General features: G+C 73.6%; 18 protein-coding genes and 1 pseudogene. 11 read left to right on the top strand and 8 right to left on the bottom strand.

The genetic code is table 11. From position 1 onward, the window contains the following. The first annotated feature begins 48 nt into the window (after positions 1–48). A complete protein-coding gene (locus tag AC0VYN_RS22030) occupies positions 49–246 on the top strand; it encodes an antitoxin (RefSeq protein ID WP_475532353.1) in 198 nt (65 codons plus the stop codon). A gap of 49 nt (positions 247–295) precedes the next feature. Here AC0VYN_RS22030 and AC0VYN_RS22025 read toward each other — a convergent pair whose 3' ends face one another. The 3 genes from AC0VYN_RS22025 to AC0VYN_RS22015 all read right to left on the bottom strand — a co-directional run bounded on the left by AC0VYN_RS22025 (position 296) and on the right by AC0VYN_RS22015 (position 2839). Then, positions 296–925, bottom strand: coding sequence for a 4'-phosphopantetheinyl transferase (locus AC0VYN_RS22025; protein ID WP_475532352.1), 630 nt, complete (start codon positions 923–925; stop codon positions 296–298). A 181-nt stretch (positions 926–1106) separates the two neighbouring features. After that, a complete protein-coding gene (locus AC0VYN_RS22020; protein ID WP_475532351.1) occupies positions 1107–2591 on the bottom strand; it encodes a class I adenylate-forming enzyme family protein in 1485 nt (494 codons plus the stop codon). Continuing rightward, entirely contained in the window at positions 2591–2839 is a 249-nt protein-coding gene (locus tag AC0VYN_RS22015; protein WP_077799511.1) for an acyl carrier protein, read from the bottom strand. Before AC0VYN_RS22015 ends, AC0VYN_RS22020 begins: the two co-directional genes overlap by 1 nt. A 421-nt stretch (positions 2840–3260) precedes the next feature. Between AC0VYN_RS22015 and paaA the strand changes: the two genes are divergently transcribed. From paaA to AC0VYN_RS21970, 9 genes and pseudogenes are all read left to right on the top strand, one after another. Next, positions 3261–4286 carry a 1,2-phenylacetyl-CoA epoxidase subunit PaaA gene (gene paaA, locus AC0VYN_RS22010; RefSeq protein ID WP_475532350.1) on the top strand — a complete coding sequence of 342 codons (1026 nt, stop codon included), beginning with the start codon at positions 3261–3263 and terminating at the stop codon, positions 4284–4286. Further along, positions 4283–4594 (top strand): 1,2-phenylacetyl-CoA epoxidase subunit PaaB, encoded by a 312-nt coding sequence (gene paaB / locus AC0VYN_RS22005; protein WP_125188764.1) that lies wholly within the window; start codon positions 4283–4285, stop codon positions 4592–4594. Before paaA ends, paaB begins: the two co-directional genes overlap by 4 nt. Positions 4595–4604: 10 nt before the next feature. After that, positions 4605–5397: pseudogene (gene paaC, locus AC0VYN_RS22000) on the top strand (1,2-phenylacetyl-CoA epoxidase subunit PaaC). Next, entirely contained in the window at positions 5391–5912 is a 522-nt protein-coding gene (gene paaD, locus AC0VYN_RS21995; RefSeq protein ID WP_475536955.1) for a 1,2-phenylacetyl-CoA epoxidase subunit PaaD, read from the top strand. Before paaC ends, paaD begins: the two are co-directional and overlap by 7 nt. A gap of 8 nt (positions 5913–5920) precedes the next feature. Continuing rightward, the gene (locus AC0VYN_RS21990) at positions 5921–7054 is read left to right on the top strand and encodes a 2Fe-2S iron-sulfur cluster-binding protein (protein ID WP_475532349.1); all 1134 of its coding nucleotides are present in this window, start codon (positions 5921–5923) and stop codon (positions 7052–7054) included. A 72-nt stretch (positions 7055–7126) separates the two neighbouring features. Further along, positions 7127–7903, top strand: a complete 777-nt coding sequence (locus AC0VYN_RS21985) for an SDR family oxidoreductase (RefSeq protein WP_398366743.1) — start codon at positions 7127–7129, stop codon at positions 7901–7903. Between the two features lie 25 nt (positions 7904–7928). Continuing rightward, complete coding sequence (locus AC0VYN_RS21980) at positions 7929–8777, top strand: tryptophan 2,3-dioxygenase (protein WP_475532348.1); 849 nt, start codon at positions 7929–7931, stop codon at positions 8775–8777. Next, positions 8767–9615 carry an alpha/beta hydrolase gene (locus AC0VYN_RS21975; RefSeq protein ID WP_475532347.1) on the top strand — a complete coding sequence of 283 codons (849 nt, stop codon included), beginning with the start codon at positions 8767–8769 and terminating at the stop codon, positions 9613–9615. Before AC0VYN_RS21980 ends, AC0VYN_RS21975 begins: the two co-directional genes overlap by 11 nt. Further along, the gene (locus AC0VYN_RS21970; RefSeq protein ID WP_475532346.1) at positions 9612–10871 is read left to right on the top strand and encodes a kynureninase; all 1260 of its coding nucleotides are present in this window, start codon (positions 9612–9614) and stop codon (positions 10869–10871) included. The genes AC0VYN_RS21975 and AC0VYN_RS21970 overlap by 4 nt, the downstream gene beginning before the upstream one ends. Before the next feature lie 360 nt (positions 10872–11231). Here AC0VYN_RS21970 and exaC read toward each other — a convergent pair whose 3' ends face one another. From exaC to xylB, 5 genes are all read right to left on the bottom strand, one after another. Beyond that, entirely contained in the window at positions 11232–12755 is a 1524-nt protein-coding gene (gene exaC, locus AC0VYN_RS21965) for an acetaldehyde dehydrogenase ExaC (RefSeq protein WP_475532345.1), read from the bottom strand. Between the two features lie 120 nt (positions 12756–12875). Beyond that, positions 12876–14147 (bottom strand): GAF domain-containing protein, encoded by a 1272-nt coding sequence (locus AC0VYN_RS21960; RefSeq protein WP_475532344.1) that lies wholly within the window; start codon positions 14145–14147, stop codon positions 12876–12878. Positions 14148–14255: 108 nt separating this feature from the next. Further along, positions 14256–14864: an N-acetylmuramoyl-L-alanine amidase gene (locus AC0VYN_RS21955; RefSeq protein WP_475532343.1), complete on the bottom strand. Its 609-nt coding sequence runs from the start codon at positions 14862–14864 to the stop codon at positions 14256–14258. Between the two features lie 342 nt (positions 14865–15206). Then, positions 15207–16418 (bottom strand): ROK family protein, encoded by a 1212-nt coding sequence (locus AC0VYN_RS21950; protein ID WP_475532342.1) that lies wholly within the window; start codon positions 16416–16418, stop codon positions 15207–15209. A gap of 280 nt (positions 16419–16698) precedes the next feature. Next, the gene (xylB, locus tag AC0VYN_RS21945; RefSeq protein WP_475532341.1) at positions 16699–18144 is read right to left on the bottom strand and encodes a xylulokinase; all 1446 of its coding nucleotides are present in this window, start codon (positions 18142–18144) and stop codon (positions 16699–16701) included. A gap of 197 nt (positions 18145–18341) precedes the next feature. Here xylB and xylA point away from each other — a divergent pair, with 197 nt between their 5' ends. Beyond that, on the top strand, positions 18342–19505 hold the full coding sequence (xylA, locus tag AC0VYN_RS21940) for a xylose isomerase (RefSeq protein ID WP_451690793.1): 1164 nt from the start codon (positions 18342–18344) through the stop codon (positions 19503–19505). Positions 19506–19512 lie beyond the last annotated feature (7 nt).

The following is a 19512-nucleotide window of genomic DNA, read 5'->3' as shown; positions in this document are numbered from 1 at the left end:
GTACCTGCGGCGGGGTACGACGCACGCGCACCTCTTGGAGGTACCCCCATGGGCAAGCTGGGCGACATGATGAACAAGGCCAAGGAGATGGCCAAGGGCCACCCCGACCAGGCGGACAAGGGCGTCTCGGGCGCCGAGCGCATGGTCGACGAGCGCACGGGCGACAAGTACGACGCCCGGACCGACAAGGCGGCCGGCGCGGTGCGGCGTTCCTACCGGGACGGCGGCACGACACCGGAGCGCTGACCCGTCGCCCCGCCCGTCCCCCGGCGCACCCGGGGACGGGCGGCTTCTGTCAGCCGGGGACGGCATCCCAGCCGGTCACGTAGCTGAAGACTCCCGCCGCCCCGACGTGCACGACCCGCACCCGCACGGCACGCGCGGGATCCACGCGAAGGCAGACACGCAGTTCGTCCCCGCAGGACGAGGCCCGCAGGTCCCGCAGGCCCCCGTCCGCCACGGCGAGGGCCTTCCACGCGGATTCCTTGGCGGAGAACAATGCGGTCACCGACCAGACCACGAGCAGCGGCTCCTCGTCCGCACGCAGCACCAGACGGGCCGCTGCGCGGGGGAGGGGCCGCAGCTCCAGGTCACAGCCGAGAGGCAATTCCCCGTCGGCACCGCGCGTCACGGCGACGGCGATCCCCGCACTGTGCGAGATCGACGCGGCCCGGCCCGGCGGGAACACCGGCAGGCGCCCCGACCGGGGGATCTCACCGCAGTCCAGCCCCACCGCCCACAGGGCCCGGCGGGCGGCCCGCCGGCCGGCCAGGAACTCCCGCCGCCGCTGCTCCGGCATCGACGCCGCGGCGGCCGCCTCGGCGGGCCCGGCCGGTTCCCCACCCGGTTCGGATGCGGCCGCGACACCGAGCCCTAGTCCGGCGGCGAGAAGGAGCGGACGCAGCGCGGCCAGGTCATCGCGCACCCACGGCAACAGCTTGCCACGGTGCGGCCCCTCTTCAGCCCGGCCCCACCACAGGGGTCTCCCGCAGCCCCGGACCGCCGGCACAAGCTCCGCACCGGCTCGGGCCGGCCACGGCGTCCGCGTCGTGGCCGGCCCGGGGCGTGTCGGGCGTTCACTCATCGCCGTCCGCCCTCGCGCGCCCTCATACCCGCAGCAGCTTCTTGATGATCTTGCCGGCGGGATTGCGCGGCACCTGTTCGACGAACTCCACCCGTCGCGGCCGCTTGTACGGCGCGAGCAGCCCCGTCACGTGTGCGAGCAACTCCGCGGTGCTCGGCTCCGCGTCCGCCTCCAGGGTCACGTAGGCCAGCGGCACCTCGCCGTAGTCCTCGTCGGGCATGCCGACGACCGCCGCGTCCCGGACCGCCGGGTGGGTCATCAGGGCGCGCTCGATCTCGGAGGGGTAGACGTTCTGACCCGCGCGGATGATCACGTCCTTGGTGCGGTCCACCAGGCTGATGCGGCCCTCGTCGTCCATGAAGCCGAGGTCACCTGTCCTGATCCAGCCGTCGCGGGTGATCTCGCGGGTGGCCTCCGGGTCGTTCCAGTAGCCCTGCATGACGCCCGGCCCGCGCACCACGATCTCGCCGATCTCGCCGGGCGGCAGTTCCCGGCCTGCCTCGTCGACAGCGCGGGCGGACATGCCCGGCACGACCCGTCCGCACGGGATGCGGGCGGTCACGTCCCCGGGCACGGGGTGCTCGTCGGGACCGAGCGTGACGAACGGGCCCCCCACCTCGGTCATGCCGTACACCTGCCGGAAGCCGCACCCGAGCCGTTCGACCGCGTCGGCGTAGACGTCGAGCGGCATGGGGGCGGCCCCGTACAGCACCTCCCGCAGGGAGGACAGGTCGGTGTGCCCGGACGCCTTCGCCTGGAGCATGAAGCGCAGCATCTGAGGCACCAGCCACATGTGCGTGGCGCGGTGCCGCTCCACCGCCGACAGCGCCCGCTGCGGAGTGAATCCGGGCATCAGCACGATCGTCGCTCCGGCCGCCAGGTAGGTGAGGGAAACGACCATGCTGCCGTGGTACAGCGGGCAGCAGTTGACCATGACGATGTCGTCGGTGGGGCGGGCCATCACGAGCCAGCCGAGGGCGATCGCGCGGAAGGACGCGCTGTCGACCGTCACGCCCTTGGCCTGCCCGGTGGTCGCCGAGGTGTGCAGTACGGCGATGGGGTCGGTGTCGGCGACGTCCGGCAGCTCCCGCTCTTCGGCCAGGGTGCCCAGCGCCGCGAAGGCGGGCTTGTCGAAGGCGACCCGGAGGCGCACCGACTTCGGCAGTTCGGCGTGGCGGTCGAGCAGTTCGGACTCGCCGAGGACGGCCACCGCGCCGACGCGCTCGACGATCCCGGCGACCTCGAGCTCGGTCAGGCTGTGATTGAGCGGCACGAACAGCGCGCCGAGGCGGGCCAGCGCGAAGTAGCTCTCCAGGACCTCGATCCGGTCCTTGGAGAGCACGGCCACCCGGTCACCCCGCCCGATACCCAATTCCGCGAGGCCGTGGGCCAGTTGCCGCGTACGGTCGTGCAGCTCGGACCAGGTGACGCTGCGTGCGTCGTCCACCAGCGCGATCCGGCCGGGCCGGCACTGGCGGTTGCGTTCCAGTAGCTGCGTCAGCCACATCACGCACCGCCGCTCGCGCCGGCGCCCGCGCGCTCGGCCACGAAACGCTCGTAGTCACCGATCGTGCGCAGCTCCTCCATGTCCTCGGCGGTGATTTCGACCCCGAGCCGCTGCTCGACCAGCAGGACCAGGCGCACCAGGTCCCCGGAGTCGATGCCGCTGGCGGCCAGGTCGGCGTCGTCGCCGATCCGGTCGGCGTACTCGACGGTGCCGGTGAGTTCGACCAGCAACTCCCTGATGGTGCTCATGGTTTCCCCTTTCGCCTCGGCGTGCCGGCCGCCGCGGTCCACGACTGTCACCTCCTCAAGAGGCCGCCGCGGCCCGGCCGCACTCCCCGGACCGCGGCGTGAGCTTTGTCACGCACCCGAACCTCGCGGGCCGGGGATAGCCGGGCCGCACGCCCGGCCTCTTATCGCAACGAAGCAACCCGCTCCGCCCGGCACCCCGCGCGGGCGGTCGTCGAACCGAAGGAGTGATGTGCGTGCCCAGGCAGCCGGTACGGGTCCGGTCCCCGCGACGGTGCCCGCAGCACGACACCGCCGCGACGGTCACCGCACGCCCGGGCGGTGACCGGGAGCACAGCACCGCGACGAGGGCCGCCGCACGTCCCGCGGATGTCCGGGAGCACGGCACCGCCGCGACGGTCGCCGCACGTCCGGGCGGTGTCCGGTGACCGCGTCGACCACCGCCACCACCACGGACTCCGCCACCGCGGACGAGGCCGACCTGCTCGCCCACTTCGACGCGCTCATCGCCGACGGCGAGACGATCGAACCGCGCGACTGGATGCCCGACGGCTACCGCCGCATGCTGGTCCGTCAAATCGCCCAGCACGCCCACTCCGAGATCATCGGCATGCAGCCCGAGGGCGCCTGGCTCACCCGAGCCCCGTCCCTGCATCGCAAGTCGGTCCTGCTCGCCAAGGTGCAGGACGAGGCGGGCCACGGCCTGTACCTGTACTCCGCGGCCGAGACACTCGGCGTGGACCGCGCCGACCTGCTGGACGCCCTGCACCACGGCCGGCAGCGCGCCTCGGCCACCTTCAACCATCCCGCGCTGACCTGGGCGGACACCGGCGCCATCGCCTGGTTGACGGACGGCGCCGCCGTCATCAACCAGGCACCCCTGTGCCGTACGTCCTACGGGCCCTATGCCCGGGCGATGCGCCGCGTCTGCCAGGAGGAGGCCTTCCACGTGCGTCAGGGCTACGACCTGATGCGCACCCTGTGCGAGGGGACCCCGGAGCAGAAGGAGATGGCGCAGGACGCGGTGAACCGCTGGTGGCTGCCGGCGGTGGCGCTGATGTTCGGACCGCCCGACACGGAGGTGGGCGGCGCCGACGCGCGGACCGCTGCGCTGGGGGCCGCGGTCTCCCGCCGCGCGATGGCCTGGGGCATCAAGCGCCATACCAACGACGAGCTGCGCCAGCGTTTCGTCGACACCTGCGTCCCGCAGGCCGAGCGCCTCGGCCTGACGCTGCCCGACCCGGCGATCCGCTGGAACGAGGAGCGCGGGCACTACGACTTCACGCCCGTCGACTGGGACACCTACCGCACGGCCCTGGGCGACGACACCCACTGGGCGCGGCAGCGCATCGCGAGCCGCCTGGCCGCGCACGAGGACGGCGCCTGGGTCAGGGAGGCCGCCGTCGCGTACGCCGCGAGGACGGACGAGCCGCGGGGAGCGGCCGCATGAGCGCGGCACGACAGGGCGCGCCGGCGTCCTGGGAGGTGTTCCTGCGCGCCCGCAGGGGCCTGGCGCACCAGCACGTGGGGTCGGTGCGTGCCGCCGGCCCGGACGCGGCACTGGCCGCCGCCCGCGACCTGTACACGCGCCGGGGCGAACCCCTGTCGTTGTGGGTGGTCCGCTCCGACGCCGTGCACACGGCCTCCCCGGACGAACGCGACCCGTACTTCGCGGGCGCCCGCCACAAGCCGTACCGCTACCCCGAGCACTACGCACCGCTGACCGAGAAGGGCCCCGAAGGTGAGCACGACGAGTGACGTTGTGGCAGTGCACCCCGGCACCCTGCCGGACGTGCCGCCGTCCGCCGCCCACCCCGATCTGGCCCGGTACGCGACGCGCCTCGGCGACGACGCGCTCATCCTCGGACAGCGGCTGTGCCAGTGGATCACCCGTGCGCCGACCATCGACGAGGACCTGGCCCTGTCCAACATCGCCCTCGACCTGATCGGCCACGCCCGCGCGCTGCTGACCCGCGCCGGCCGCCTCGACGGAACCGGCCGCACCGAGGACGACTTCGCCTACACCCGCTCGGAGCGCGAGTTCACCAACGCCCTGCTGACCGAGCTGCCCAACGGCGACTTCGCCGTGACGGTGGCCCGGCAACTCGCCTACACCCACTACGCCGTCCTCCACTACGAGAACCTCGCGCACTGCGCCGACCCCGAGCTTCGCCGCGTTCGGGGCCCGGGCCGCCAAGGAGGTCGCCTTCCACCGGCTGCACGCCGACCGCTGGACGGAGACCCTGGGGCGCGGCACCGCCGAGAGCGCGCGCCGCATGCGACACGCCCTGGAGCGGGTGTGGCCCTACACCGGCGAACTCTTCGAGGAGGACGACCTCCTGCGCCGCCTGGCCGCGTCCGGCACCGTGCCCTCCCCGGCACGCCTGCGTGACACGTGGCTCGGGCGGGTCACCGGCGTCGTCACCGAGGCAGGCATCGCCGTGCCCGCTCCCACCTGGTCGGCCACCGGCGGCCGCGCGGGCCTGCACACCGAGGAGTTCGGGCCACTGATCGCCGAACTGCAGTCCGTGCGCAGGCAGTTCCCCGGGGGTACCTGGTGAACGCACCCACGCCCGCACCGGTCACAGCCCGCCGCTCCGCCCAGGAGGTGCGCGAGCGGGTGGCCGCGCTCCCGGACCCGGAACTGCCGGTGATCGGCCTCGGCGACCTCGGCGTGGTGGGCCGTGTCGCCCCCGGCGCCGACGGCGTGCTGGAGGTGGAGATCACGCCCACCTACCTCGGCTGCCCCGCGCTGCCCGAGATCACCGCCGCCGTGCGGGAGGTCCTGACCTTCTGCGGCCACCCGGACGGCCGCGTCCGGCACGTCCTGAGGCCCCCCTGGACGACGGACCGCATCACCCCCGAGGGGCGGCGCGCGCTCGCCGCGCACGGCATCGCGCCACCCGTGACCCCGGCACCCGACAGCCCGGTCCCCGTCGCGCTGGGCGCCGTGCCCTGCCCGCACTGCGGATCAAGGGCCACCCGGCCGCACAGCGCCTTCGGCCCCGCCCGCTGTCAGTCGGTGCTGTGGTGCACCGCGTGCCGCGAGCCCTTTCCCCACCTGACCGCGTTGTGAGGCACACCGTGAACACCGCCCCGCCCGCCCTCCTCGACGAGGCACCGGCCGGCCCGCCCCGCCGCTTCGGCTGGCACACGTTGGACGTCCGCGAGGTCCGTCACCTGAGCGCCGACACGGTTGCCGTCACCCTGCACGTGCCCACCAACCTGCGCGATGTCTTCGCCCACCACCCCGGCCGGCACGTCGTCGTCCGGCACCGGCAGGCCTCCGGCACCGAACTGCGCCGCAGTTACTCGCTCTGCCCACCACCGCACGCCCCCTCGGCGCTCCGCCTGGTGATAAAACGCTCCGGCCCGGGCGGCTTCGGCGAGTACGCCACCACCCGGCTCGTACCGGGCGCGCGTCTGGAACTCTCCGCTCCCACCGGCGTCTTCGCCCTGCCGCGGCTGCCGGGCGCCCATCATGTGCTCCTCGCGGGCGGCACCGGCATCACCCCCCTGGCCCCGATGGCCGCCCACGCGCTGCGCCGGGACCCGACCTGCCGCGTCAGTCTGGTCCACTCGGTGCGCACCTCCGCCGACGCCGTGCTGGCCGATGAACTGGCGCAGGTCAAGGACGAGTTCGTCGACCGTTTCACCGTCCTGTACGTGCTGACGCGGGAGGACCGGGGGAGCGGGGGCGGTCCGCTCGCACGGCGGCTGGACGCGTCCGGAGTGCGCCGGCTGCTGGCCGCCGTGGACGCCCGGCCTGGCCCGGACACCACGTTCGCCCTGTGCGGACCGCCCGGCCTCGTCGCCACCGCCCGGCACGTGCTGGCAGGCCTCGGCGCGGATCCCTCGCTCGTCCGCTGGGAGCTGTTCACCGCCGAGGACAGGCAGCCACCAGAGCCGGAGCCGCTCGGGCAGGCGCCGAGGGCGGGGGAGTACCGGGTCACGGCCCTGCTCGACGGGCGCCGCCGTGCCGCCACCGTCCTGCCGGACGACCCGGTCCTGCTCGACGCACTGCTGCGCAGCCACCCCGACGTGCCCTACGCCTGCCGGGAGGGCGTCTGCGGCAGCTGCCGCGCGAAGGTCGTGTCCGGACAGGTGACGGCGGACGGCCAGCACGCCCTGGACGAACGCGACCGCGCCGCCGGCTACACGCTCGTCTGCCGCGCCAGGCCCCGCACTCCCGAGATCACCCTCGACTTCGACGCCTGATCGGCCATCCCGAGCACGTTCGACTTCGACGCCTGGTCCGTCAGCGCCACCCCTCAGCGAAGGAGACCCACGATGACCGCCACCGCCCGCCACACGGGGAAAACCGCCCTGGTCACCGGAGGCAGCCGGGGCATCGGCAGAGCCATCAGTCACCGCCTCGCCCGCGAAGGCGCCCTCGTCGCGGTCCACTACGGCCACGACCCGACGGCAGCCGAGCGGACCGTCAAGGAGATCCAGGCCGACGGCGGCCGCGCCTTCCCCGTCCACGCCGAACTCGGCGTCCCCGGCGACGCCGACACCCTGTGGTCCGCCTTCGACGACGCCCTGGCGCAGCAGGACGCCCCGGCGGACCTGGACATCCTCGTCAACAACGCGGGCATCACCGTACCCCGCCCCATCGCCCAGGTGACGGAGGCCGACTACGACCGTGTCTTCGCCATCAACGCCAAGGCGCCGTTCTTCATCATCCAGCGCGGATTGGACCGCCTGCGGGACGGCGGCAGGATCGTCAACATCTCCTCCGTCGCGACCCGCGTCGCCTTCCCGGCGATCGTCTCCTACACCATGACCAAGGCCGCCCTCGACTACCTCACCCTCTCCCTGGCCCAGGAGCTCGGCCCGCGGGGCATCACCGTCAACGCCGTCGCACCCGGTTACACCGAGACGGAGATCAACCCCACCCTCGCCGTCCCGGAGATCCGCCGCCGCTACTCCGAGGCCTCCACGTTCGGCCGGCTCGGCGACCCGGTGGACATCGCGGACGTCGTCTCCTTCGTCGCGAGCGACGACGCCCGCTGGGTGACCGGTCAGTGGATCGACGCCTCCGGCGGCGCCCACCTCGGTGTGTGACCCCTACGCACTCCTGGGAGATGTGATGAACGACCGAACGACCACCCTCGACGCACCGGCCACCGACGACACCCTGACCTGCCCCTTCGAGGGCGCCAGCCCCTACGACACGTATGTGCACGCCTCGGTCCTCAACACGCTGCAGCACCCGCTCACCGAGGCCCCGGACGAGATGGGCTTCCTCGTCACCACCCAGGTGATGGAGCTGTGGTTCACCCTGATCGTGCACGAGTGGCGCACCGCCAAGGTCGCCTTCGCCAAGGACGACCTGCCCGCCGCCATGGACGCGCTGGTGCGCAGCCGCCGCGCGCTGACCGCTCTGAGCGGCGCCTGGGAGCCCATCGCCGCCCTGACGCCTGCCCAGTTCAACGGCTTCAGGGCCGCGTTCGGCCGGGCCTCGGGTTTCCAGTCGGCGATGTACCGGCATATGGAGTTCCTCCTCGGCGACAAGTCCGCCGGACTGCTGCGCTCCCACCGCGGCGACCCGGCCGTCCACGAGGCGCTCGCCGAGACCTACCGCGAACCGTCCCTGTACGACGACGTGCTGGCCTACCTCCACCGCCAGGGCCTGCCGGTCCCGGCCCATGTCCGCGAACGGGACGTGATCCGCCCCTACGACGGAGACCCCGGCGTGGTGGAGGCGTGGAGGCACGTCTACGCCGGTCCGCAGCACCACCCCCACCTCGCCCTGGGCGAACTGCTCACGGACATCGCCGAACTCGTCACCCGCTGGCGGTTCGACCACGTCCTGGTGGTCCGCCGCGCCATGGGAGCCAAACCGGGCAGCGCCGGATCCGCCGGGCTCGCCTGGCTCGAACAGCGCGCGGCCCGGCCGGTCTTCCCCGAACTGTGGGAGGTGCGCGGTGACGTCTAGGCCGATCTCCGCCTTCGCGGCCGAGGAGGAGCGACGGGTCCTGAGCCTGAAGCCGGTCCTGGCCCCGGTGCACGGCCGCTACGGCGACCACCCCCACCAGTCCTACGACGCCTGGCCGTCCGAGGACCCGGACGCCCCGCTGGTGATCCTCCTGCACGGCGGCTACTGGCGCTACGACCGGATGCACCTGACCCCCTTCGCCGACTGGCTGTCCACGCAGGGGTTCGATGTGCTGCTCCCGGGCTTCAGACGGTCCGGCGGTGCGGGCGGCTACCCCGAGACCTTCGACGACATCGCCCGCATCGTCGACACGCTGCCCGAAGGCCGCCCCTACGTCCTGGCAGGCCACTGCTCCGGCGGCCACCTGGCCCTGTGGTGCGCCGCCCGGGGCCTGCTGCCGCCCGCCTCCCGCTGGTACACCCGCACCCTGCCGACGAGTGTGCTCGCCCTCGCCCCGATCACCGACCTCACCGCCACCCGCCGCGACCGCCTCAGCGATGACGCCGCCTTGCAACTCCTCGGCGGCGAGGAGCACTTCACGGCCCGTCTGCCCGAGGTCGACCCCCTCACCCTGCTGCGCGGCACAGGGGCCACGGGCGTGGCCACCGTGCTCCTGCACGGCGCCGCGGACGAGGAGGTCCCCCTCACGCAGTTCAGCGATTACGCGGCCGTGCACCAGGACCTCAGGACGGTCGTCCTGCCCGGCACCGGCCACTACACCCTCATCGAACCCGGGGCACCCGGCGCCCGCGCGGTCGCCGACACCCTCCGGGACATGGCGGCCGCCCACTTCCCGGCGGACGCCGGCCGCGCGGACGAGGAGGCCGCACACCGATGACCACCGCACTCTCCGCAACCGACACCCTCCACGAGCAGGCCGCACGGCTGGACGTCGACGACACCCTGGCCGACCTCCGGGCACGCTTCCTGCTCCCGCCGGACGTCGTGTACCTCGACGGCAACTCCCTGGGCCCGCTGCCCGCCGCCGTGCCGGCGGCCCTGGACGACGTCGTACGGCGCCAGTGGGCGACCGGACTCATCGGCTCCTGGAACGCGGCCGGCTGGTGGGAGGCGCCGCTGCGCGTCGGCGATGCCGTCGGGAGGCTCATCGGGGCGGCGCCGGGGCAGACGATCGCGGGCGACTCCACCAGCGTGCAGCTCTTCACCGCCCTCGACGCCGCCGCCGCCCTCCGCCCGGACCGCCCGCTGCTGGTCACCGATCCCGGGCACTTCCCGACCGACCGCTACCTCGCCGACGCGGTCGCCCGCCGCCGCGACCTTGAGGTACGGCACGTGCGCCCGGGGGACCTTCCGGACCTCCTCGCCGCCGAGGGCGAACGGGTCGCCGTCGTCAGCTACTCGCCCGTCGACTACCGCACCGGCGAGCTGTACGACATGCGTATGCTGACCCGGGCCGCGCACGACGCCGGGGCCCTGGCGCTGTGGGATCTGTGCCACGCCGCCGGTGCCCTGCCCCTGGACGTCGACGGCCTGGGCGTGGACCTGGCGGTCGGCTGCGGCTACAAGTTCCTCTCCGGCGGCCCCGGCGCTCCCGCCTTCCTCTACGTCGCCCGACGCCACCACACCACGCTGGAAACCCCGTTGCCGGGCTGGACCGGCCACACCGATCCTTTCGCCCTGGCCGACTCCTACACGCCTGCCGCCGGCATCGCCCGCGCCCGCATCGGCACCCCGCCGATCCTCTCCCTGCTCGCCCTGGAAGCTGCCCTCACCGCCTTCGACGGCGTCGACCTGGCCCGGCTCCGTACCAAGAGCCTGTCGCTGACAGGCTTCTTCCTGCGCTGCGCGGACGAACTCCTGACCCCTCTGGGCTTCGCCCCCGCCACCCCGGCCGAACCCGGCCGCCGCGGCAGTCAGGTCACCCTCCGCCACGCCCACGCCCGCGGTCTGGCCGTCGCCCTCGCGGAGGTCGGGGTCATCGCGGACATGCGCGCGCCCGACCTGCTCCGCTTCGGCGTCAACGCCCTCTACACCAGCCACCGGGACATGCTCACCGCCGCGACGCGCCTGCGCGACCTCACCGAAAAGGCCGACTACGATCCGGCACCGCCCACCCCGGGCCCGGTGACCTGAACGGGCGGTCCGGACGTGTGGTCAGCACCCTCGGCGTCGCCGCGCAGGAGCGATTCCAGTGCCAGACCGGCGCCCGGACCGACCAGGGCGCCGACCGACGTCCGCCAGGCGGGCGCTGCTCCCGCCACGGGCACGTCAGGTGGACGAGGTGCGACGGTTGACGGCGTCGGTGGTCCGGCCGCGACGGCGCGAGCACGGGCGACTTCGCATCGGGGATGGTGGTAGAGGTGGGATGTCGTGCGACGTGGGCTGTGCGGCCTATAGCTCTTCGATCTTGACAAGTTCAATTGATTACATTTGGTGCCGCAAGCTTGGTTGCCCGGAGCGCAAGATTGCCTCCAGGCAACCCGACTTCAGGCTCTAGAAGAAGCCAAGCTTCCGAGGGCTGTAAGAACAAAGAATGTTCTTCGTCTGCTGGTAGTGATCCAGCATCATCCGGTGGTTCTCCCGGCCGATCCCCGACTGCTTGTAGCCGCCGAACGCGGCGTGTGCCGGGTAGGCGTGGTAGCAGTTCGTCCAGACGCGTCCCGCCTGGATCGCCCGGCCCGCGCGGTAGGCGGTGTTCATGTCGCGGGTCCACACCCCGGCGCCGAGACCGTACAGCGTGTCGTTGGCGGTCCTGATCGCGTCGTCGAAGTCGTCGAACGACGTGACCGACACGACCGGGCCGAAGATCTCCTCCTGGAAGATCCGCATGCGGTTGTGGCCCTCGAAGATCGTGGGCTGGACGTAGTAGCCGCCCTTCAGCTCGCCCTCGTGCTCGAAGCGCTCGCCGCCGGTGAGCACCTTGGCGCCCTCCTGCCGGCCGATGTCCAGGTAGGCAAGGATCTTCTCCAGCTGGTCGTTGGACGCCTGGGCGCCGATCATCGTGTCGGTGTCCAGCGGGTGGCCCGGGGTGATCAGCTCGGTGCGGGCGACCGCGGCCTCCATGAACTCGGCGTAGTGGCCGCGCTGGATCAGGGCCCGGGACGGGCAGGTGCACACCTCGCCCTGGTTGAGCGCGAACATCGTGAAGCCCTCGAGCGCCTTGTCGCGGAAGTCGTCGTCCCGCGCCCAGACGTCGTCGAAGAAGATGTTCGGCGACTTGCCGCCGAGCTCCAGGGTGACCGGTTTGATGTTCTCCGAGGCGTACTGCATGATCAGCCGCCCGGTGGTGGTCTCTCCGGTGAACGCCACCTTCGCCACCCGCGGGCTGGATGCCAGCGGCTTGCCCGCCTCCGCCCCGAAGCCGTTGACGACGTTGACGACACCCGGCGGCAGCAGGTCCGCGACCAGGCTCAGCCAGTAGTGGATCGAGGCCGGGGTCTGCTCGGCGGGCTTCAGGACCACCGCGTTGCCGGCGGCGAGAGCGGGGGCGAGCTTCCAGGTGGCCATCAGGATCGGGAAGTTCCACGGGATGATCTGCGCGACCACGCCCAGCGGCTCGTGGAAGTGGTAGGCGACGGTGTCGTCGTCGACCTCGCCGATCGAGCCCTCCTGCGCGCGGATCGCGCCCGCGAAGTAACGGAAGTGGTCGATGGCCAGCGGGACGTCGGCCGCCAGCGTCTCGCGTACCGGCTTGCCGTTCTCCCAGCTCTCGGCGACCGCCAGGCGTTCGAGGTTCGCCTCCATGCGGTCGGCGATCTTCAGCAGGATCCCGGACCGTTCGGTCACCGACGTGCGGCCCCAGCCCGGGGCGGCCCCGTGCGCCGCGTCGAGCGCCCGCTCCACGTCCTCCGCCGTACCGCGCGCGATCTCCGTGAACGGCTGCCCGTTCACCGGGGACGGGTTCTCGAAGTACTGCCCGCGCACCGGCGGCACGTACTCCCCACCGATGAAGTGGTCGTAGCGCGACTCGTAGGAGACGATCGCGCCCTCGGTACCGGGCGCCGCGTAACGGGTCATCGTGGTCTGCCTCCCTCAGCGTGCGCTGCCCGCCGTTGGACAGCTCCCCAGGACGCTAGGGAGCGCGACGTTGCGGGGACGTTGCGTGCGGGGCGGCCGCCCCGCACGCGCGCCGGCCGTTCACCTTCGGGACGTCACCGCGCGCGGCGCCGCCAGCTCGGACTCCAGCGCGGCGAGCCGGGACACCACCGCCGCGGTGGGCCGGACCGCGGCCAGCGCACGCCAGACGTCCAGGTCGTCCTCGCCCCACGGCGCGTGCGCCCAGTCGGCCAGGAGGTCGGGGTCACGGCAGGCGATCAGCGCGGTGCGCAGGCCGTCGGCGAGCCGGCGCCGGTGCCGTGCCACCGCCGGGGCCTGCGAACCGGGCAGCAGCGGACCGGCGTACGCCGCCGAGGCCGCCGTCACGCCCCCCGCCCGCAGCCGGCGCTCGACCACGGCGACGTCGGACTCGACGGGCAGCGTCAGCCGGTAGGGGCGGGACGCCAGCACCCCAGGCCCCAGAACCCCGCGCAGCCGAGCCAGCTCGGCACGCAGGGTCACCGGCGGCACCGTCTCGTCCTCGTACAGCGCGCACAGCAGCTCGTCGCCGGTCAGACCCTCCGGGTGCTGTGCCAGCAGCACCACGATCTCGCTGTGCCGTCGGCTGAGCCGGATCCTTTCGCCGCCGCGGCCGAGCAGCGCCTCGTCACGGCCCAGCGCGGTCAGCTCGGCGGTGCCTGCGGCGGGCCGCTCCGGCGTCAGCAGTGCCAGCTGGGACTCCGCGGCACGGGCCACCGCCTGGACGAAGCCCAGGCTGTGCGGATGCGCGAGCCCGTTCCCGCCCGTGATGTCCACGGCGCCCAGCACCCGCCCGGTGCGCGGATCGTGCACCGGAGCCGCGGCGCACGTCCACGGCTGCACCCGCCGGATGAAGTGCTCGGCCGCGAAGACCTGGACCGGCCGGCCGACGGCCACCGCCGTGCCCGGCGCGTTAGTCCCCACCGCGGACTCCGCCCACCGGGCTCCCGGCACGAAGTTCATCCGCCCCGCCCGGCGCCGGGTGGCCGGATCACCCTCGACCCACAGCAGCCTGCCGTGCGCGTCGCACACCGCCAGCAGATGCTCGCCGTCGGCCGCGAACGCGCCCAGGAGCTCGCGGAACAGCGGCATCACCCGTGCCAGCGGGTGCTCGGCGCGGTAGGAGCCGAGGTCACCGTCCATGAGCTCGACGCTCGCGGTGCCGTCCGGGCCGACACCCGCCCGGACGGACCGCCGCCACGACTCGGCCACCACGGCGCGCACGGGCCGCGGCACCGTGCCCGCCTCGGTGAACGTCGCGTGCGCGCGGCGCAGCGTCCGCGCGCGTTCGACGGGATCGGCCCCAGGTTCCAGAGCCAGCCATGAATCGGTCAACTCGGCCTCCCCGGAGAGCGATACGACGGGGACATCGTCACTCCGCGGATGGGCTCGGACAACCACTTCGACCGGCCCGATCACCCGAACGTGGCCGTCCGCCACGCGTCAGGCGAAATTGACCAGCCTGATGTACCGGGTCCAGTCCCACAGCGGACCCGGATCGGTGTGGTCGCTGCCCGGCACCTCGTAGTGCCCGATGATGTGCGCCCGGTCCATGGGGATGCCGTACGTGGCGCAGATCGCCGCGGTGAGCCGCGCCGACTGCTCGTACAGCGCGTCGGTGAGGTACTCCGGCCGGTCCACCCAGGCCTCGTGCTCGATGCCGATGCTGCGGGTGTTGTAGTCCCAGTTCCCGGCGTGCCAGGCGATGTCGGCCTCCCGGACGCACTGCGCGACGTGTCCGTCGGCGGACCGGACGACGTAGTGGGCGGACACCTGCCTGTCGGGGTTGCCGAAGATGGAGAGCGTGTCGGCGTACGTCTCCTGCGTGACGTGGACGACCACGTAGTCGACGGGGTAGGTGGCGGGGCGGCTGGACCGGCTGTAGTTCGACGTGCTCGCCGGCTGCCACTCGGTCGACGGGTAGTCGACGGCGGCCAGGGGCCGTGCGGCGGCCCGCGTGCCCGACAGCAGCGCGGAGGAGACGGTGGCGAGTGCGGCGCCCTGGAGGAGGCGTCGTCTGGTCGGGGAAGGTGTTGCCCTTTCCGTTTCCACGGGAGGACCGCCTTTCGTGGGTGGGGGTGGTGCGCGGGTGGGGGTGCGCGGTTCCACGGCGCGGCGCCGTGCCGCACACGGTGGCCAACGGTGCTGCGACGGCTTGGTTGCGAGGACCGGGGCCGAACGCCGAGGAGCGGTCTGGACGTCACGAGGCCCCTGCGCTGCGGTCACGCGGGGCTCCGCGTGAACCACCGTACGAGGGACGCGGGTTGGGCATAAGAGTGCGTCGTGGTCCGGTGGACGACGGCGGTGTTGTGGATACCGCCCTCACTCGAACGAGTGAGGGCGGTGGGATGCCGGGTGCTGCTCCCGGACTCCGGCCCGGCCGGCCCGCCGGTCTCATACCCGGTCGGCCACCGCGGCCGCGGGATCGTCCAGCACGCCCCGGATCACCGAGTGCGCCGCGCCGAGCAGCGGTCCCTGCGGGCCGAGTTCCGACACGGACACGGGACAGGCCGGGCCGGCCGTGCGCCTGGCCAGCTCCTCCCGCAGGGACGGCAGCAGCCAGGGTGCGAGCCCGGCCAGTGCCCCGCCCAGCACCACACTCTCGGGATCCAGCAGGTTGACGGCCCCGGTCAGTGCGATGCCCAGCGCGGTCCCCGCCTCGCACAGGGCGCGTCGTACGCCCTCGTCCCCGTCGGCGGCGCGTCCCGCGAGCAGCCCGACCCGGTCCTCGCCCGGTTCCACACCGGCCGCGCGCAGCACCGCCTTCTCACCGGCGTACTGCTCCAGGCAGCCGCGGCCCCCGCAGGCGCACTCCGGCCCGTCCGGATGCACCGGCATGTGTCCCAGCTCGCCCGCGAAGCCCCGGGTCCCGCGCAGCAGGCGCCCGTCGACGACCACGGCCGCGCCGATGCCGATCTCGGCGGAGACGTGGAGGAAGTCCCGCGGGGCGCCGTCCCCGAGCCAGAGCTCGGCGAGCGCGCCGAAGTTGGCCTCGTTGTCCACGGCCAGCGGCACGTCGGAGGGCAGCAGCGCGCCGAGGTCGGCGTCGTGCCAGTCGAGGTTCGGGGCGCGTACGACGGTCCGCCCGTCCCGCGCCACGAGACCCGGCACGGCCACGGCCAGCCCGGCCGGCCACAAGCCCTCGGCCTCCGCCTCCGCGGCGACCGCCCGCACCAGGCCGGTGAGCTGCTCGACGACCGGCTCGAGCGAGCGGCCGCGATTGCTGCCGTAGCGCACGGCCCGCGCCCGTACTCGGCCGCGCAGGTCGACCGCGCAGACCGCGAGGTGGTCGACGCCGACCTCCGCGCCGATCCCGGCCGGGCCCTTCGCGCTGACGGCGAGCGCGGATCCGGGCCTGCCCACCCGGCCGGGACGTTCGGGGCCCAGCTCCTCCAGCAGGCCCGAGCGGATCAGTTCGTCCACGAGGGTCGACACGGCGGCGCGGGTCAGCCCGATCCGGGAGGCGACGGCCGCCCGGGACAGCGGCCCCTCGGCGCCGACGGTGTGCATCACCCGCGAGAGGTTGCGGCGGCGCATGCCCTGCTGGGTGTCCGGCAGCGCACGGCCGCGGCGGGCCGGTCGCGCTTCGTGCGGGGGTGCGGTCATGCCTCCGTCAGTCCTCGGTCGGTACGTATGCGCTGCTCGGTCGGTGCTCGTCGGTCCTCGGGGCGGCCTCACCCGCCCCCGGCCACGCGTCCGCCCCCGGCCACGCGTCCGCCCCCGGCCACGCACCTGCCCGGGTCCGGGCAGGGCCGGCGGCCTCGGCCGGTGACCGGGGCAGTCCCAGCGTCCCACCGGCTCCGTCGGTGGGACGCCCGGAGGCGACCGGCGGGGCGGCGCGTGACCGTGTCCGGCGGTGGCGCCGCCGCCCCGCGCGGACACGTCGTCAGCGGGTGCCCCCGTTCCGCCCCAGGAGCGGCGCCGCGTCGGAGACTACCCCGGCGATCCGGGCCAGCGTCGCCTCGTCCCGTTCCACGGCATCGAGCACCGGCCCGGCCGCCGTGTCCCAGCGCCGGGCGACGGCCGCCGGATCCTCGCCGGTGAGCAGGCCGGCCGCCTGGGCCGCGGCTCCGAGCGCCACCAGCTCCCTGGCCTCGGGGATCTGGACGGGACGCCCGGAGAGGCGCCGCACGGTCTGCTGCCACGCCGCTCCGCGCGCACCGCCGCCGATCAGCAGCAGCGGCGAGGAGGGGTCCGCGTCCGCGTCGAGGACCAGGTCGAGCGCGCCGAGCAGCGAGTGGACGGCGCCGTCGTACGCGGCCTGGAGCAGCTGGCCGGCGGTCGTGTCGTGGCGCAGTCCGTACAGCAGGCCGGAGGAGTGCGGCAGGTTCGGGGTGCGCTCGCCGTCCAGGTAGGGCAGGAGCGTGACGTCCGTGCCGGGTTCGACGGCCTCCCGGTCCAGGCCCAGCAGGGCCGCCACGCGGTCGACGGCGAGCGTGCAGTTCAGGGTGCAGGCCAGCGGCAGCCAGTCGCCGCGGGCGTCGGCGAAGCCCGCCACGGTGCCCGTCGGGTCGGCCGGCCGCCGCCGCGACACGGCGTACACCGTGCCGGAGGTGCCGAGGCTCATCACCGGCACTCCGGGGCGCACCCCGAGGCCGAGCGCGGCGGCCGCGTTGTCGCCGGTGCCCGCGGCGACCAGGGTGCCCTTGCTGAACGGCAGGTCGTGGCTGTCGCGCACGGTGCCGGCCACCTCACCGGGCCCGACCGGCCGGGGCAGCAGCGCCGGATCGAGCCCCACGTGCGCGAGGGTCTCCTCGTCGTACGACTCGGTCCCGGACGCCCACCAGCCGGTGCCGGAGGCGTCGCCGCGGTCGGTGGTCCCCTCGCCGGTGAGCCGCTCGGTGAGGTAGTCGTGGGGGAGGCGCACGGCCTTGACGGCGCGGACCGCCTCCGGCTCGTTCTCGGCCAGCCAGGCCCACTTGGTGACGGTGAAGGAGGCGCCGGGCACGCTGCCGGTGCGCTCCGCCCAGGCCTTGGCGCCGCCCAGCTCCTCGATCAGCCGGCGGGCCTGCGGCGCCGAGCGCACGTCGTTCCACAGCAGGGCCGGGCGCACCGGTTCGCCGTCGGCGTCCAGCGTGACGAGTCCGTGCTGCTGGCCCCCGATCGACACGGCGGCGGCCTCGCGGGCCGCGTCGCCGCACTGGTCCAGGGCCGTGCGCAGGGCGTCCCACCACTGCCGCGGGTCGCTCTCGCGGCCGGCCCCGGACGACACCGTGTGGGGTGCCTGGCCGCTCGCGACGACCCGGCCGGTGGCCGCGTCGACGACCAGCGCCTTCGTGGACTGGGTGGACGTGTCCACGCCGACGACGAGCGGACCCTCGGCTGCTGACATCGGGCTACTCCCTCTTCCGGGGCTTGCGGCTCTGTTGGCTCAGGGCGGCCTGAGCTGGGGTTCTGTGGCGGGACCGGGTCGCGGGGACCCGGACACGATCCGTCGGGGGCACCTGGTTCCCTTCCCCGGACCGCGTGTGCATACTAATTTGTAAACCGCCATGACGAAATAGTCGCCAGCGAGCAAGGAGCCGTGGAATGAACTACCAGCCCACTCCCGAGGACAAGTTCACCTTCGGTCTGTGGACGGTCGGCTGGCAGGGCCGGGACCCGTTCGGTGACGCCACCCGTCCGGCCCTCGATCCGGTCGAGTCGGTGCAGCGGCTGGCCGAGCTGGGCGCGTACGGGGTCACGTTCCACGACGACGACCTGATCCCGTTCGGCTCGAGCGACACGGAGCGGCAGGCCACGGTCAAGCGGTTCCGCCAGGCGCTGGACGCGACCGGCATGAAGGTGCCGATGGCGACGACGAACCTGTTCACGCACCCGGTGTTCAAGGACGGCGCCTTCACGGCGAACGACCGCGACGTGCGCCGCTACGCGCTGCGCAAGACGATCCGCAACATCGACCTCGCGGTGGAGCTGGGCGCGTCGGTGTACGTGGCCTGGGGCGGCCGCGAGGGCGCCGAGTCCGGGGCCGCCAAGGACGTGCGGGACGCGCTCGACCGCATGAAGGAGGCCTTCGACCTGCTGGGTGAGTACGTCACCGGTCAGGGCTACGACATCAGGTTCGCCATCGAGCCGAAGCCGAACGAGCCGCGCGGCGACATCCTGCTGCCCACCGTCGGACACGCGCTCGCGTTCATCGAGCGGCTGGAGCGCCCCGAGCTGTACGGCGTGAACCCCGAGGTCGGCCACGAGCAGATGGCCGGACTGAACTTCCCGCACGGCATCGCGCAGGCCCTCTGGGCGGGCAAGCTGTTCCACATCGACCTCAACGGTCAGTCGGGCATCAAGTACGACCAGGACCTCCGCTTCGGCGCCGGTGACCTGCGCGCCGCGTTCTGGCTCGTCGACCTGCTGGAGCGCGCCGGGTACGCGGGGCCGCGGCACTTCGACTTCAAGCCGCCGCGGACCGAGGACTTCGACGGTGTGTGGGCGTCGGCGGCCGGCTGCATGCGCAACTACCTCATCCTCAAGGACCGGGCCGCCGCCTTCCGCGCCGATCCCGCCGTGCAGGAGGCGCTCGCCGCGGCCCGCCTGGACGAACTCGCCCAGCCCACCGCCCCCGACGGGCTCAAGGGCCTCCTCGAGGACACCGCGGCCTTCGACACGTTCGACGTCGACGCCGCCGCCGCCCGCGGCATGGCCTTCGAGCACCTCGACCAGCTCGCCATGGACCACCTCCTCGGCGCCCGCTGAGCGCTGC

Source organism: Streptomyces sp. 63XJN7_1_ISO-PGPR-S23-121 (assembly GCF_056173025.1).
This window is presented reverse-complemented; position numbering and strand designations above follow the sequence as displayed.